Source organism: Anaerotruncus colihominis, assembly GCF_010206195.1.
Taxonomy (GTDB): domain Bacteria; phylum Bacillota; class Clostridia; order Oscillospirales; family Ruminococcaceae; genus Anaerotruncus; species Anaerotruncus colihominis_A.
Genome location: NZ_VIQT01000002.1, coordinates 81,086 through 97,279, shown reverse-complemented (window position 1 = coordinate 97,279; position 16,194 = coordinate 81,086). Strand labels below are relative to the sequence as shown.

Here is a 16,194-nt window from a genome sequence, read left to right as displayed (position 1 = left end):
GGTAGATATATGAAGAGTCAAAGAATCCGTTCAGCTTTTACACGAAAAATTTCGCAACTTACAGGGAAATATATGAACTGGCAAATCTGGAGAGACTTCGTTATCATGTCTGCAACTTCAATTTCCAACAGTATAGACCTGACGCATTTTGAAGAGAGGAACGACCTCTACGGCAAGACCGCTGCCCAATATACTCCTGAAGAACTAAGTAAATTTGTCGAGCTGCTTGTAGACACAGTAAGTGCTTTGCGGACAAATCCGGATCAGGATTTCCTTGGAGATGTCTACATGGAGCTTGGCTTAAACAATCACTGGAAAGGACAGTTTTTTACGCCATATAGCATTTGCAAAATGATGGGAGCAATGAGTATGGGAAACGGAGAAAAACTTGTTGAACAAATTCATCAACAGGGGTATATCACTGTAAATGACCCAGCTTGCGGAGCCGGCGCTACACTGATTGCAGCAGGTAATGCGATTGAAAGGGCGCTGTATGAAGCTAAAAGCCCATTGCATTGGCAAGATCATGTAGTAATGGTAGCACAGGACATCGACTATATTGTTGGTCTAATGTGCTATATCCAGCTTTCGATATTGGGGTGCGCTGGCATTGTGAAGATAGGTGATTCTCTTTCAGATCCCATTCATTCCGGAGATGACCTAACCAATTACTGGTTCACACCAGCCTATATTTCATTGATAAGTAAATCGCTTATTGATGAAGAAACAAAGCATTGAGCGAAGGCTGTGCTATCTAAATTATAAAAAAGGAGAAAAAAGCGATGCTTACTTATGAAGACCATATTGAGCTGTTCTGGGAAGATCTGAATGCAGAGGCGCAGGAAGCTCTTGGAGAAATTCTGGGTGGAAATAATAATTTTGATATTATTCCTATTGCCTGTATTGGCATCTCTGAAGATTAGAAGAAAACATATAAGAGGCCGCCTTTTAAGGATGGCCTCTCTGCTTTAAGGGGACAAATATACATGAGAAGCATAGTATCTTACCCAGATAGGGGAAGCGATGGAAAAAATACCTATCGCGGAAATTGTTCAGGGTTACTGATTGAAGATCTTATCAAGCAGTTCAAGGTCAAGCAAATATCAGATTTTATGGTGGGCAGCGGAACCACTGAAGATGTGGCCTATCGTATGGGAATCCAGAGTAATTGTTTTGACCTAAACAGAGGCTTTGACCTGCTGAATTGCGAAATCCCACTGCGTTCCGATTTTATCTTTTGGCATCCTCCATATTGGAATATCATCAAGTATGCTGGGGAGCAGTATTCTGCTGAACTGGTGGAGAAAGCCTATGGCTTTGACCCCAGAGCAACAGACCTTTCCAGGGAGCAGCCCTGGGAAGAGTTTGTAAAGCAGATGAATTACTGTATGGTAAAACAATTCTCTACCCTGGAAAAAGGTGGTAGAATGGCAACTTTGGTGGGTGACATTAAGAAAAAAGGAAAGCTGTATTCTATGATTTTGGAATTGGCAAAGCCTGGGACGATTGAAAATATCGTAATTAAGGCGCAACACAACTGCTGGTCTGACAGACAGAATTACAGCAACAACAACTTTATCCCCATTGAACATGAATACCTTCTGATTATTCGAAAAGATGATTTGATGGTGTTCCCTGTTCAGATGACCCGTAATGCCACCGCTGATATGCGCGACATTAAAACAAGCACCTGGAGGGATGTTGTGGCAGCTGTTATGGACAGGCTTGGCGGAAAGGCGTCACTTGCGGATATTTACAAAGCTGTTGAAGGACACAAGAAGACGAAAGACAACCCACACTGGAAAGAAAAAATACGGCAGATTCTCCAAAAGGAGGATTGCTTTAGCAGCCAGGAGCGTGGTGTATGGAACTACGCTCCAGCAGCGTGAGAAACTGAAAAGGAAAAGCCGGTTTTGTTTGAAAGGAGAATTTTTATGAGCAATAAACGCACTATCACCAATAGAGAATACACCTTTGAGCTTGTGGATTTTGTGCCGCTTGGGTATGAAATCTGGAATATCGGCCGCAATATGGCGCCTGGTTATCTGCCTTTGTGCAGAATTTCTGCTAGACAGCCCTTTCAAGGCGGCAGAAATATCGAGGTCGATACCTTGAAAGCCATCCAGATTGACGAAGCACAGGTGATCTTGGATGCTGTTGGCTATGGTCCCGCAACATTGAAAACGATGGAACGATATGTTGAGAGACATGGCGATGCAAAGCCGGGAAGCCGGTACTACACAGCGGTTCAACGGATGAAGAAAGCTCTGCCGTTCATGCGCCAAATTTGGAAATAAGAAGACGATCAAAATAACCCTGGAACCTCTATCCAGGGTTACTTTATTTTTGAGAAGGAGCGTAAAAATGAGTTATTCAACATGGCATAATTATGGCTACGGTGTCTGTGTAGACGATATTGGGGAGGTAATCGTAGAAAAACTGTGCTTCCTTGTCCATATGGCACCACAGCTGGAGGGAACGGTTCAGTCCTATTTTAGAGAGTCAGATATTTTAGAACCAACAGCGGATGATTTTTTCACTGCGATTGAGGACGAAGATTTTGGCTGCTATGGATTGGCTACATTGATCCGGCTGGTTATTCAAGAAACAGAAGGTATTATTCTTACTGTCTGTAACGACTTCAATGACCAAAAGTACCTTATCTATGAGCCATCTTACCCCTGGAACATGGATAAAAACGATATGCAACTCGCTAAGGAGAAGTTGGATGCCATTTACCGAAAATATATTGGGATTCTCACCGACAGAGAAATCAACATAGATTATCAGTCCGTAGAAAACGGTGGCTAATATAACAAAAAAAGAGGAAAGCCCTGCATAGTTACAAGGCGCCACAAAGTTATGGGAAGAAGAAAAGAGACAACCAGTAAGGAGATGTTTGCCTTGTTGGACAAAGAATATCAACACGAAGAGTACCAGGACTATAAACGGCTTGAATCGCTCACTGAAAGCGACCCTTTTAAAGCTATTTGGTAGCCAAAATACTTGACACTGGAAAAAATTCCGACTACAATTTAGCTATTCCAATGTGATTTTTGCTCCCTTTGGGAGCTAAGTAAGGCTTCTGCTCTTCTGCGAGTATGGAGGCTGGTATTAACAGTAAGGCATAATTGCGTCTTCGGACGCAGTTGTGCCTTTTTTCTTTGCCAATTCAAGTACCCATCAGGTCAGATGGGCGCTTTTTATATATAGAAAACGAATAAACCCCAAATGATGAAAGCGAGGAAATGAAATGACTAATGTAATGACAAACACAGAAATCAGCCTGGAAAAGTCCTATAAGGACAGTTTTTCTCTAAGCTGCAGGGATGAAGAAATTTTTCTGGAACTGCTGAACACCCTTAATATGGAGCGGCAGACAAAGACTATTAAAATTAAGCAGTTGGTATTTAAGCCGTTGCCGACCGCTATCGAAGCCTCCAATATATTCGATAGCGACGAAGATTTTCTTGCTGTTGTTAATGACAGCATTGAAAATGGGACAAAGCTCTATCTTGAGATTGATGGCTGCCCCTACATGTTACGGAATACAGCGATGGCCTCTATCTACGAGCGGCTGCGTATTTCCGGTGATGCCTTGGAGAGTATTCCGGCGGCTATACTGGCACAGCACCTCAACAATTATGCTGCCTATGCGGACAATGATGGACTTCTGATTTTCAATAATAGAAAAATCGAAGCCATCCTTGGGCGGAAATATAATCTGTTTCCCGCTGAGACAGTGATGGAATTGGCTGCAGATTATTTTGCACAAGGAACACCAGCAAAGTTTGTCGGAGGGAGCTACTCTCACGACCATACTCTCGCTGTCTGGAATACAGGAGAATGCAGGGTCGAGGTTCCTTTTGACTCTGCAACCAGCGATATCCTGTATGAGCAAAGTGTTTCCCTGAGCACCTCTGACTGCGGGCGCAAGGCTATCACAATCTCCCCTCAGATGCGTCAGAAAGGCGACCGCTGCGGACTGGCCTATTGCCTTCCGCTAAAACTGGAGCATGACAGAAACACCAATATGGAAAAATTGCAATCGACAATGGCCCTGATTGATAAGCGATTTCAGGATGCCAACGACTGCATTCGTAACCTATTGGACACAACCTTGGAACATCCAGCAAATGTGCTTCTGAGCATGTATAAGTGGCTTAAAATCCCTGCAAAATATGGTGCTGTGATCTATGAAAGCAGAAAGGTTATGTGGGGAAATCGTTCACAGACAGCCTATGATGTGTATGCTTCTCTGAGCGATGTACTGTCTCTTGTAATGGGAGAGGAGAAGAGCCAAAAGAAGCTGGCGGAATACAGAGAGGGCTTTGCTCGTGCATTGAAATTCGATTTCACTGGACACGATCTGCCTGGACAATATAGCTATAAAGATAAATACATTGGCAAGAAGGGCGTTTAAGCGCCCTTCTTGGCTTTTTATGAGAATCTATGGAGGATTACTGACATGGCTAAAAAACTCAAAAATACCCCCTTTATTGTTGTCCTGGAGGACACCGAAGCAATTCCCCATGAAGAATGGTTGCGGGAACGAAAGTTGGCGGTTTGTGGATCGGATTACCCTGCTATTGTTGGGTTGTCCGGATTCAAAACTGCAATCGACATCTATGAAGACAAGATAGATCCCCATGCGGTGAAATCGGAAATCACACTGGAAGAAAAGTATCGTTTTGATATTGGCCACGCGCTGGAACCAGTCATCCTCGAAACAATCGCCACTGAAATTGGCGCCAGACCCATACGGGATAAGAGGATGGTGGAGAGTACCCTTTATCCATACATGCGAGTGGATATTGACGGGCTGTTTCAAATGATGGAAGATCGTGTAGTTTGTGGACAGCTTTTCAAAAAAGGGGAACTTATCTTGTTTGAGGGAAAAACCTGCTCCTATTCCAAGTATATGGCATACAAAGAGGCTGCTGGCAACGACCATATTGCACAGAGCAAATTTGGTATGCTGGTTCGTGGCCTGAAGCATTGCATCATTGGGTATAGCTGCGGCGGAAATTCTCTGCAACGGGATCTGGTGTACCATGTTTGCGAATTGACCAAAGAGGACCAGGAAACAATCCCTCTGGTGGTTCGAGAATTTTGGGAAGAACATGTTCTGAAGCAGGTTCCGCCTACAGAGGCTCTGGGGCCTTATGCTTCGGAGTTTAAGAAAGCGCTGATCCGCCATTACCGAAAGAACGCTATAAATGATTGTCAGGTTTTTCAGTTTCCGGCTCATGCCGCTGAGGTGTTCCGTCAATCGCTTTCCATACGAGAAGAGATTAGCCAGATGAACGCTGAGCTGAAGCGCAAAGAAGCGGAACGGGATAATGTGGAACTGCCTCTGATTGCTATGCTGGGCAATCAGTATCAATCCGGCGTATTGGAGAGTGTCTATCGTTCTTACAACGCCGGCTTCAGCAAAACAGAAAGACGAACTATCACATCGGATAATATGGAGAGACTGCAAAAAGAGCAGCCGGAGATGTATAACCAGCTTGTTGAAGGGGGGTTCATTACCACTTCGATAAGCAACACCTTCACTGTCCGAAGCAAACAGAAAAAATCGAGAACACAAAAGCAGAAAAGGGGTGTATAAAGCTATATGAATGAACATAATATGGAGAACTCCACCATTGTAAGAGGGCGATTTAAGCGACGCCTATGGGGAAATGATGAACAATACCGCATCGTTCTATACACGCTTGTTGGGGAGGCCGATGGCCTCCCCCTTGCTGTAAGGGAGGATCAGACCTTTGTAGCAAAAGGTTCTTTACTGCCTGAAAATGACACCATAGTTGTTCGATTCACTGGACAATGGGTAAAAAATCAAGGGCGGGATGGTTTTGCCTTTAAGGTTAGCTCATTTTATGAAGAGCCTCCAACCAATAAGGAGGGAATCATAAAATATCTGTCTTCTGGATTGTATAAGGGAATTGGCGTAAAAACAGCTGAGAACATCTACAAGGTTTTTGGCAAGGATTCTATCCAGATAGTCACACGGCAGACAGAACGGCTGCGTGAGGTCAAAGGTATTGGTTCTTCTACGGTGGCTTGCATCATTGAAAGTGTGAAAGAAACGGTTGAACTTCAGGATATGGTTCTGTTCTTTTCCCAGTATGACATCAACCTAAGCAAAATCAAAAAAATTCAGAAGGCTTTCCCTGTGAATACGCTTTCCACTATACAGACAGAGCCGTTCCAACTCAGCAAAATTCATGGATTTGGATTTGCAACGGTGGATGCCATTGCAGCCAGGCTTGGAACGCCATTGGACTCCCCTTTGCGTATCCAGGCGGCTGTGGACACTGTTTTGAAGGAAAGCAATTCAAATGGGCACTTGTATATGAAAAGCGCTGATTTGGCAGCGAGAGCTTTGGAATTGCTAAACAGCAGAGCGCTGCCTGGAAACGGGGTGACAAACGATGTGGTTTTTTCGGAGTTACAGATTATGGAGATCAATGGCCAAATTACCGCAGATAATGACAGAGAAGGGCATCAAATTATATATCGGACAACCGACTATGAAAATGAGGATTTTGTTGCACGCCAGCTGGTACGCCTCTTAAATCAGCCGTTAGATAAGCGGAGACGATTTTCCCCAGATGAACTGGACAAGAAAATTGCTGAAGCTGAACAAAAATTTGATATTCAGCTCGCACCCAAACAAACCGAAGCGATTAAGGCTGCTTTAAATAACAAAGTCTGTGTGATTACTGGCGGCCCGGGCACCGGAAAAACAACGATTCTCAGGATTCTGCTGTGGCTATACAAAAATAAGGTGGCGGAGAATTATGAAGAAGATGCTCCTGGTGTGCTATTGCTTTCCCCTACAGGGAAGGCTGCCCGGCGTATGAGCGAGTCCGCCAATGAACCAGCTTATACAATCCACAAGGGTTTGGGCATTCGCCCAGGAGATGATTACGACGAATATGCATATTCGGAAGAAAATCTTCTGACGGACGAGATTGGCTTTGTCTTCATGGATGAAAGTTCTATGGCAGATATGAGCATCATGGCCAAACTGGTAAAGCAAATCCCCCTACATGCACAGTTTGTCTGCATCGGAGACATTGATCAGTTGCCTTCTGTGGGGGCTGGTGCGGTGCTCAAAGATATGATTGAGTCGGATATCATCCCAGTTGTTCGGCTTGATGTAATTTACCGCCAGGGAAAAACAAGCCTGATTGTCAAGAATGCTCAGAAAATTCGTTTGGGAGATGTGAAGATAGAAACCAGTATGGCACAGTTTGCTTTCTTCCAGACACCCTTTACCAAGAGGCCGAAATCAAAGAATATGCCTGCAAACCTCGACATTGATCCGAATGGCGATGATATTGCCCAGGACAAGATGATCAGCTGCTATCTGAGAGCTGTAAAGAAATATGGCATTAAGGAAGTGCAGATCCTCTGCCCCCGGCGAGAAACTGTAACAGCGTCTGCTGGAGAGGTGAATCGGCGTATCCAAGCGCACTTGTTTGGAAATTGCCGGGATATTCCTAAATTCACCGTTGGAAATCGCTCCTACTATGTAGGAGACAGAGTAATTCAGTCAAAAAATACTGATAAGGCCAACAATGGCGATATGGGCATCATCAGAAGTATACGCAAAGACCCTGAACAAGAAAATTCCTATATTGTGGGAATTGAATTTGATTTTGATGAAGGGAAAATTGAAGAATATTATCCCGAGGACATGGAGAATATCCAACTGGGATATGCCATTACTGTTCATCGGAGTCAAGGTTCCGAGTTTAAGGCAGTGATGATACCAGTGCTGTGGTCCCAGGTACACATGCTACGCAGAAATCTTCTTTATACTGGTATTACCCGTGGAAAGGAGATTGTTTGCCTGTTTGGACAAGCAGCAGCGGTGCGCAATGCCATCTGGACCGAAGATACCACCAAACGGAACACTTTGTTGAAAACACGCTTGAGAGAAGCTGCAGCGCCACGCTGCCTGATAGCGTAATTTGAAGGGGGCCCCAAAAGGGCCTCCTTTTTTCATATACTGAGGGAGGTTATAAAATATGCGAAAAAGTGCTTGGAAACCGGAAGAAGATGCAATACTCCGGCGGTATTATCCCACAGAAGGGCGTAAGGTTGCTGACCGGCTCCCCGAAAGAACGCAGTCGGCATGTGCTGTCAGAGCCAGCACATTGAACCTCAAAACACAAACAGCTTGGACAAAAGAGGAAGATGCGATTCTCCAGCGCTATTATCCTGTGGAGGGATCAAATGCTACCAACAGACTGCCAGGAAGAACAAAGCAAGCCTGTCAGCTTCGAGCAAGTCATTGGGGGCTTAGTGCTCCTATTAAATGGACAAAGGAGGAAGATACGATTCTCCGACAGTATTATCCCATAGAGGGGTGGGATGTCGCTAAGAGACTACCCGGAAGAACAAAGGGAGCTTGTGTTGCCAGAGCAAATGGATGGGGACTCAAATCTCACACCAAAAAGAATAGCTGGACAGAAGAGGAAGCTACAATTCTTCGGCAGTATTATCCCATAGAGGGGTGGAATGTTGCAAAACGGCTTCCCAGACGGACAAAACAAGCATGTGCAGCAAGAGCAATAAGGTATGAAATTAGAAAGCGGAAACTCTAAAGCTAAAAAACCTCCCTATTCAGGGAAGATTTTTTCTATGATAAAACGGGTCGCTTTTTTTAATTTTCTATCCTATATTTATATGAACAAGAAAATGAAAGGAAGATATGTATGTTCCAACAGATAGAACCAAATCAAAGTTCAACTCCGGAAACTATTCCGCGTTTTTTCAGAGATAGAGCTATTGGTTGGTGCATCCTGGCAGCGGCACTGCTTGGAGTAAGTGCTGTATTCACTTGGGCAACAAACACAGGTTCAACTTTTATACTGCCGGCCGGAGTTGCTGCAATACTTTGCCTATTTCAAGGGGTCAGGCTGCTCTACATCGCAAAAAAGAAAGGCTATTTTGTGCTTCGCCTGCGCTGCACAGAGATTCGGTCATTGAATTTCTTTGAGAATTTACCCAAATTGATAGCAGGCCCTGCTTCTAATTCAACTTCTCACGGTAGCAAACAGGTCACTTTTGAAACTGAAACTGGCCAAAAAGTATTCTTCGTTTATGAACAGAGCCGAAAATTTATCCAAGGTGCAAAATATGATTTTTATTTTTACACCCCACAAAACGGGGAAGCTATCACCGCTGATATGCTGGAAAATTTGAAGATCGACCATTCCATCGTTTCAGAAGAAATCCGGCATGAAGATATACGCCTATAAACCCATGATAAAGATAGGTAGAATAGGAGAATTAAAGAGGAATGAAAAAGCAATATGACGCTGTAGAAATTGCACGATATGTTGTGAAAAAATGTATTGCCGATGAACTGCCAATCAGTAATTTGCAGCTTCAAAATATTCTCTATTTTGTTCAGAAAAATTTTCTAAAAAGCAAAAACAGGGTAGCATTTGAGGATGATATCGAAACATGGAAATTTGGACCAGTTATACCAAAGGTCTATTATCGGTATTCTGGTTTTGGTTCCATGTTAATCACACTGGATTTATCAGTTCCGGTTTCTCTTGATGCTGAGGATAAACTGATTATTGATTCCGTTGTGGAAGATTTTAGAAATAAATCCCATTGGGAATTGACTAATTTGACACAACAATCATACATTGAAAAAGATGGAGTAGATCAATGAAAACGATATTTAAAATCCCATATCCAAACACAAAAGAAGGCCGAGCAGAATGGAGCAGACGATATGGTTTCAATGCTTACTGGGAGGGAAAACATTGGAGAGAGCGAAAGCGAGATGCCGATTATTGGCACCAGCTGGTACATGTAGAATTGCGGCACCAGGGAATCAACCGGCATATTATACATAAGCCGGTAATGATCGTGTTTTACTGGAATGATCGGTTAGATTTAGATAATCATGGAGCGATGGGTAAGATGATTCTGGATGCACTGAAAGGTTGGATTATTGCAGACGATGACCGGCGTTATGTAACAGGTGTGGCTCATTTTTTTCATAATGAATCTTATATTGGTGTCGAAATCATTGAAGAAAAAGAGAAGATCGCATGAATAGGAGGTTGTTATAGCAGTGATACTGGCAAAAACAAACATACATAGGCAATATAAAAACCAGGAGGAAAGCGAACATAAGATTTTGCACACAGTTTATCTTTCTGATGGATTGGAAAGCATAGAGCATTTGGGTTTCTCCACCCGTACATACAACGCTTTGGTTCGTAGTGGCCGGAGAACCGTTTCCGATCTGCTCCAAACACCCCTTGGTGAACTGCGCGAAATCAGAAATCTTAACAGTGAATCTATAAGGGAAATAGGGATAGTTTTATCGAATATGAAGCGACAATTTAAAGGAAAATAAAAAAGCCGGAGGATGCCGAGAAAGCACCCTCCGGCTTTTTTCGCAAAATTTACGCATGACAATGCCTTTGGACGATGCTATAATTTATTATAGAAGGTAAAAAAATTAGGCTCAGTTTGAGGCCAAAATATATAATGAAGGAGCGTATCGCCATGAAAACTAAAAAGAATATACGCTCGCCGGAGTCCACTGCTAAAATAACCAATTCTACCCCGGCTAAGCGGAGTGTCTACTCTCAAAAAGTTCACCAGGTTTTGGAAGGACAGCTTGTTTTTTATGATATGGGCATTGAAGGTTGCGAAGTCTTTTCTATGAAAAACACCCAGAAAATCATGCCCAGTCCCAAGGATAAAATAAACCTGGTCATCAAGGACAATATTTCATTGGTTAAGTATTGGTTGCGTCGCACATCTGGGGTGACCTCCATCAACGAAGATGATATTTACCAAGCTGGCCTGATGGCTTTGTGGAGAGCTGCACAGCAGTTTGATCCCTCCAAGGGCTTCACATTTGCAACTTATGCCAGCACAGTGATTCGCCGCGGTATGTATCAAGCAGTCCGGAAGAATCAAGATAAAAATAACCCTGCTTATCTTGATGAACTGCTTGAAACAGCATCTTCTGCTCAGAAGATGCTATCTGTCAGCGAGGAGGATAGCTTTGCTTCGGATGGTTCTGAAATATTCCAAATAATGAGGGATGTATCAGACACTCTCAGCTCTCTCAAAGAAAAAAAGGCGGTTCAGGCTTTGGCTATGAATCTTCAAGGATACTCTAAGGAAGAGATTGCCCAGGCATTGGAGATTAGCGTCAGATCTTATACTGCGCTTATCAGTACCGGCCGCAAGGTGTTGCAGCGACACCCAATGTTCCTGCAAAATGCAGCCAGTGACAGTTTTCGGAAGGAATATACTGTAGAGTTATTGGGTTGCCCTTTCAAACTGAAGTATGCTAAGAATCCTATTTTTGATTTTCCTGTAAAAAATAACAATCGTCTGGAAGAAAGCCTTTGCAGGGCATTGTCCAATGAAGAGGCTGCCGACTATATTCTTAATGAAGTACGCATCGGAGAGTCGATCTGTATTGCTGATGCAGATGTAGGCTATACCGCTGTGATGGATGTATATGAAGATGTTTTGGAAATTACTTTCGTTTCTAAGTCCAGGATGCCCATGAAGAGAACGGCTTAAAGGTTCCTTTATCGTTTGACAGGGGTTGACACTGGAAAAAATCCAGCATACAATTTTAATTGTTCAAATGTATTTTTGCTCCCACAGGGGGCTAAGTAAGGCTCCTGCCTCTATCATGGGTATGGAAGCTGGTTCAAATAGTAAGGCATAATTGCGTCTTTTGATGCGGTTATGCCTTTTTTTATTGCCTATTCAAGTGCCTGTTTTGGTTAAACAGGCGCTTTTTATATACAGAAAACGAATAACAACCCTCGATAAGAAAGGAGACAAAATGTGCAAGCGGAATAACAAGGCCCTTTTAAACGAGCCTTCCGAGGTCAAAATCAAAGGTCACATTCTGCAAATCAGTATCAAAAATGGGACGGTGGAAAATCTCACTGGCCAGATTGTAGCGTTCACAGATAAGCAGAATGGAACATCAACTCTTCGAATTGGAGGAGGAGCACTGGTGGTTCCCAATGATATGTTGGAAATCGTAAGCAAGCAAGGAGGAGACAAATGAAACAGTCAAAAGCTCTTTATTGCCTGACCGTCGGCTATATCACCGGGGCCAGCTTAAATAAAACGACTAACTATGAGATAGTGAACAACGGGTATTCCTTCCGTGTGCTGTTCACCCCGATTACCTTTGTCAAAATAAGCGACCTCAATCAGCCAATCCATTATAATGGACAGACCTATCTGTTTGGCTTTTCCCCCAAGGAATTGCATCGCATCGCAGCCATCACCAAAAAAGACCTGGAAGACGGTCTGCTTGCGGAACAAAACTGGGTCAATTTGACAAAACGGAAATTGCAGTCCACCTGGGAAAAGCTGGCCACAGAAGTAGCGCGTGAATCACAGGCTGTTGAGCAGTCTGGAGGCGTCCCTACGGTTCCGCCAGCAAGCCCCAGCAATTTTACCATACCAGCTACTCCGCCAACTATGATAGAGGATACCCAGCCCACGGAAACTGCTCCTATCACCTCTGGGATGGCAGGAGAGTCTGCGCCGGCAGCTGTTCTGCCACCCCAGGCTACAGGTTCTGTTGAGCGCTCAGTGAATACCTTTCATCTCTATATTGCTTCCGCCAAGGCCAAACATGATAACAGCCCTGCTATTGGATATGCCGCTGTTATCCAAAATATTGGAACCGGCGAGCAGATCGAGATCGGCAAGGGCGGTCGCACCGATGATTTCAACAAAATGCTGGTTCGGGCACTCCAGGAAGCATTCGCTTCCGGAATCGTACCTCCTTCTACCCAAGCAGAACAGACTTTGGTAATGCTCTACACATCCAATGAGTTTATTGCCAATATGTTTGCGAAACACTACCTTCGGAATTTCGCAAGGAATCAGTGGAAGAAGAAGGATGGTGGAATACTGCCCTATAAAGAGGAATGGGAAAGTATTTGGAGCCATACATCGCATATGATTGTCAGAGCGGTGCTCTGTGAGCCAGATGGAGCAGATCTAAAATTCTGTACCGATAAGGCTGACGCATTTGCTGAGGGCTATCATCAGAAACTGTGTAGTCGGAATACCGACAATAGCCGGTAAGGTCATACGAAAATACAGAATTGTGGACACAGTAGAAGTATTGTGTCCACAGTTTTGGAAATCAAGGGCGTTGCTTTATGGAAGAAATAACAAAGACGCCTGTATGCAGAAGATCAGAGATTACCGCCCGCCAGGATTTTACACAGATGAACACGGTGCTTATGGTATCGTTCTGGTTGGAGTATATATCAGCTGTTTTATCAATAATGATGGGTCTTATGGTGTAACAGCGGACGCGATTACAGAACTTCGCTGTTTCGTGCTTCAGTACGCACCGAAGTAAAGAAATAAGTTAGCATGTCCTTTTTTATAGGAATTGCTATCAAACCAACAAACTGTCAGGGCGCCATGCATCTCCTGGCAGCTTTTGTTTTTAAGGGAAGGTAAATTACCATGACATTAAATGAAATTTTTGCGGTTGAGAAAAAAGAAGCTATTCTCCATAACAAGCAGAGCCGGCTGACACCTGAAGAGCAACGACAGATTTTGATTCAGTATCAAGAAGCCAGTGGTGTCCGTTCGGAATTTTACAATAATGTGGCGGAGCAAATTGATTCACAGGAACAGTCCAATGCTGTGTATTCCTCGATTTCGGATTGCAACAGCATTGCCCTGGCAGTTTTAAAAATTCGTAGAATGATTAAAACAGGAATTGCTCCTTGCAATAAAGAAAGCTCCATGAAACTGGACCAGAACACGATTGCTGTTTTGGAAGGCAGTATCCATGATTTTAACAGGGACACGAATCTTTTGGCTCTGGGGAGTAGCAAATGAATTTCTACAAGGTGCCTGGCTTATGCCAGGCATTCTTTGTTTTGGTCGCAATATTTACGGATCATCCCTATAATTCTTATAAGGGAAAAAATAGGTAAGGAGAATTTTTATGGAACTGAATACAAACCAGCTAACGGCTGTTCACCATGTAAGTGGTCCATGCTGTGTGATTGCTGGTGCCGGCAGTGGCAAAACTGCGGTATTAGTTACAAGGATACAGGCTTTACTGGCCCAGGGTGTCCAACCACAACGGATACTTGCTATCACATTTTCTAAAAAGGCTGCGATGGAAATGCAGGAGCGGATCTCTGCCCAAATTGGAGATGTGAAACTGACTGTAAGTACCTTTCATTCCTTGGGTCTGCGCATTCTCAAAAGCAGCGGATACATCGAAGGGAAAGAGCTGATCCGAGAGTATCAAAAAATTAACTTCATTAAAGAAACGATGGCTGACACAATCCTGGATGAAGAAGATGCAGCGCCCAAACACATTTCTTCCTTTATTGGCATCTTGAAAGGAACTTTAAAGCAGCCTGGACAGCTGCCATCTGCTAAGGAGACAACGCCGGAACTGGCGGAGTTATACCAGGTTTATCAAAAGTACGAGCTATATAAACGCCAGAATGGATATTATGATTTTGACGATATGACGGACATGCCAGTATACTTGCTTCGGTCCGATCCGCAGTTGCTTGCATCTATGAAGCGTCATTGGGATTACATTCTGGTGGATGAATACCAGGATACCAACCCTGCTCAGGATGCCCTGCTACGGCTGATAGCTCCCCCTGGTGACAATCTTTTCGTTGTGGGGGATGATTACCAAAGCATCTATGGTTTCCGAGGAGCGGATGTGCAGAATATCCTCAACTTCCCCAAACGGTTTCCCCAGGCGGAGATGGTATATCTGGACATGAACTACCGTTCAACGCCTGAGATTATCGCAGTATCCAATGCTCTCATTAAGAAAAATACCAACCAATTTAAAAAAACGGTGAGAGCCAGTAGAAACAGCACAGGAAAGGTGCCATCATTCACTCTTTATGAGGATGAACACACAGAGGCAAATGGAGTGGCCAGAAAAATCAAGAGGATGCACGAGGCCGGCTGTAAGTACAGCGATATTGCTATCCTGTATCGAACCAATTCCATTTCCAGGGTTTTTGAAGAAGCACTACTCTTGCGAGATATTCCCTTTGTTGTGCAAGGGGGCTCTTGTTTCTGGGAGCAGCAGTATGTAGCAGATGTATTGGACTATTTTCGTTTGGCTGTAAATGCGCAGGATTCTAAGGCACTTTTACGGATTCTCAATAGACCGAACCGCTTCTTTGGGAAAGAATTTCGAGAAGCGGTGGAAACAGCAATAAAGAATGGGAAATCGACCTGGGAGGCGCTTACGGCAAATCCGTTGGCCAAGGAATGGCGATATAAAAAGCAAGCAGATATTCTTTCTAACCAGCTGTTGTGGCTTAACCGCAATAGCCACATGAGCCTCTCAATGCTGCTTTATTATATTTACGATACGATTGGATATCGGGATTTTTTGCGAACCAATGCAGCGGACGACCTCTATGAAGAACGGATGGAAAGTGTTGAGGAAATGTTTTCTCTGGGTGATCAGTTTGATTCAGCACAGGATCTATTGGACTATGTGGATATGCAAACACTGGCCTATCAGCGAAATGCCCAGTGTGATGATGCGATAAGCCTTTCTACAATTCATAAATCTAAAGGACTTGAATACCCACATGTTTTTATCGTTACCTGTGTAGATGGTATCATCCCTCATGTAGATTCTAAAAATCGTGAAGAGGAGCGGCGTATCTTATATGTGGCAATGACCAGGGCGATTGACAGCCTGGAATTGAGCGCTGTAACGATGCGCAAGGACAATATAGTTTATGTCAGCCCCTTCCTGCAGGATGTAAAAGATCTGCTGAAGGTGGAAAATGCCTCCAACCTTCCGATGAACAACATATTTTGATGATAGTCTTTGCAAAAGCCCCTTGAGAGTGTTTGTAAAAATCACTCCAGGGGCTTTTTGCAAACAAAAAAGCCGCCCCTACTGAGCGGCTTTTCTGCGGATACCTACAACGGGTGGCATCCATACACAGAAAACGAAACACCCTTGATGATTCAAGGAAATGGAAAGTATTCCAGAACTGCAGGTGGTCAATCCGCATTTTTTTGTTCTGTAACTTTCTGACTTTATTATAGCATAGAGCAGGAGGAATGTCATGCGTAAATTTTGCGAGTGATAGGGCAAAGCCGGTTGCAAAAAAACAGTTTTAC

18 protein-coding genes are annotated in these 16,194 nt (G+C 43.8%); all 18 read left to right on the top strand.

Annotated elements, in window-relative coordinates:
• Positions 1-9 precede the first annotated feature (9 nt).
• The 18 genes from FMM72_RS00605 to FMM72_RS00520 all read left to right on the top strand — a co-directional run bounded on the left by FMM72_RS00605 (position 10) and on the right by FMM72_RS00520 (position 15,886).
• Positions 10-738 (top strand): N-6 DNA methylase, encoded by a 729-nt coding sequence (locus tag FMM72_RS00605; protein WP_162220241.1) that lies wholly within the window; start codon positions 10-12, stop codon positions 736-738.
• Between the two features lie 44 nt (positions 739-782).
• The gene (locus FMM72_RS00600; protein ID WP_162220240.1) at positions 783-923 is read left to right on the top strand and encodes a hypothetical protein; all 141 of its coding nucleotides are present in this window, start codon (positions 783-785) and stop codon (positions 921-923) included.
• Between the two features lie 63 nt (positions 924-986).
• A complete protein-coding gene (locus FMM72_RS00595) occupies positions 987-1,889 on the top strand; it encodes a site-specific DNA-methyltransferase (protein ID WP_162220239.1) in 903 nt (300 codons plus the stop codon).
• 45 nt (positions 1,890-1,934) lie between these two features.
• Positions 1,935-2,297, top strand: coding sequence for a hypothetical protein (locus FMM72_RS00590; RefSeq protein ID WP_162220238.1), 363 nt, complete (start codon positions 1,935-1,937; stop codon positions 2,295-2,297).
• A 67-nt stretch (positions 2,298-2,364) separates the two neighbouring features.
• Complete coding sequence (locus FMM72_RS00585) at positions 2,365-2,811, top strand: hypothetical protein (protein ID WP_162220237.1); 447 nt, start codon at positions 2,365-2,367, stop codon at positions 2,809-2,811.
• A 442-nt stretch (positions 2,812-3,253) separates the two neighbouring features.
• On the top strand, positions 3,254-4,423 hold the full coding sequence (locus tag FMM72_RS00580) for a hypothetical protein (protein WP_162220236.1): 1,170 nt from the start codon (positions 3,254-3,256) through the stop codon (positions 4,421-4,423).
• Between the two features lie 45 nt (positions 4,424-4,468).
• A complete protein-coding gene (locus tag FMM72_RS00575; protein WP_162220235.1) occupies positions 4,469-5,611 on the top strand; it encodes a YqaJ viral recombinase family protein in 1,143 nt (380 codons plus the stop codon).
• A gap of 6 nt (positions 5,612-5,617) precedes the next feature.
• Positions 5,618-7,984, top strand: coding sequence for an SF1B family DNA helicase RecD2 (gene recD2 / locus FMM72_RS00570; protein ID WP_162220234.1), 2,367 nt, complete (start codon positions 5,618-5,620; stop codon positions 7,982-7,984).
• 58 nt (positions 7,985-8,042) lie between these two features.
• A complete protein-coding gene (locus tag FMM72_RS00565; protein WP_162220233.1) occupies positions 8,043-8,621 on the top strand; it encodes an SANT/Myb-like DNA-binding domain-containing protein in 579 nt (192 codons plus the stop codon).
• 111 nt (positions 8,622-8,732) lie between these two features.
• On the top strand, positions 8,733-9,278 hold the full coding sequence (locus FMM72_RS00560) for a hypothetical protein (RefSeq protein WP_162220232.1): 546 nt from the start codon (positions 8,733-8,735) through the stop codon (positions 9,276-9,278).
• 41 nt (positions 9,279-9,319) lie between these two features.
• Positions 9,320-9,703 (top strand): Panacea domain-containing protein, encoded by a 384-nt coding sequence (locus FMM72_RS00555; protein WP_162220231.1) that lies wholly within the window; start codon positions 9,320-9,322, stop codon positions 9,701-9,703.
• On the top strand, positions 9,700-10,092 hold the full coding sequence (locus tag FMM72_RS00550; RefSeq protein ID WP_162220230.1) for a hypothetical protein: 393 nt from the start codon (positions 9,700-9,702) through the stop codon (positions 10,090-10,092). The genes FMM72_RS00555 and FMM72_RS00550 overlap by 4 nt, the downstream gene beginning before the upstream one ends.
• Before the next feature lie 19 nt (positions 10,093-10,111).
• A complete protein-coding gene (locus FMM72_RS00545) occupies positions 10,112-10,399 on the top strand; it encodes a DNA-directed RNA polymerase subunit alpha C-terminal domain-containing protein (protein ID WP_162220229.1) in 288 nt (95 codons plus the stop codon).
• A 152-nt stretch (positions 10,400-10,551) separates the two neighbouring features.
• Positions 10,552-11,589: a sigma-70 family RNA polymerase sigma factor gene (locus tag FMM72_RS00540; RefSeq protein ID WP_162220228.1), complete on the top strand. Its 1,038-nt coding sequence runs from the start codon at positions 10,552-10,554 to the stop codon at positions 11,587-11,589.
• A 271-nt stretch (positions 11,590-11,860) separates the two neighbouring features.
• Positions 11,861-12,091, top strand: a complete 231-nt coding sequence (locus FMM72_RS00535; RefSeq protein WP_162220227.1) for a hypothetical protein — start codon at positions 11,861-11,863, stop codon at positions 12,089-12,091.
• Positions 12,088-13,128, top strand: coding sequence for a hypothetical protein (locus tag FMM72_RS00530; protein ID WP_162220226.1), 1,041 nt, complete (start codon positions 12,088-12,090; stop codon positions 13,126-13,128). The genes FMM72_RS00535 and FMM72_RS00530 overlap by 4 nt, the downstream gene beginning before the upstream one ends.
• 393 nt (positions 13,129-13,521) lie before the next feature.
• Positions 13,522-13,902 carry a hypothetical protein gene (locus FMM72_RS00525; RefSeq protein ID WP_162220225.1) on the top strand — a complete coding sequence of 127 codons (381 nt, stop codon included), beginning with the start codon at positions 13,522-13,524 and terminating at the stop codon, positions 13,900-13,902.
• A gap of 109 nt (positions 13,903-14,011) precedes the next feature.
• Positions 14,012-15,886, top strand: coding sequence for an ATP-dependent helicase (locus tag FMM72_RS00520; RefSeq protein ID WP_162220224.1), 1,875 nt, complete (start codon positions 14,012-14,014; stop codon positions 15,884-15,886).
• The last annotated feature ends 308 nt before the right edge of the window (positions 15,887-16,194 follow it).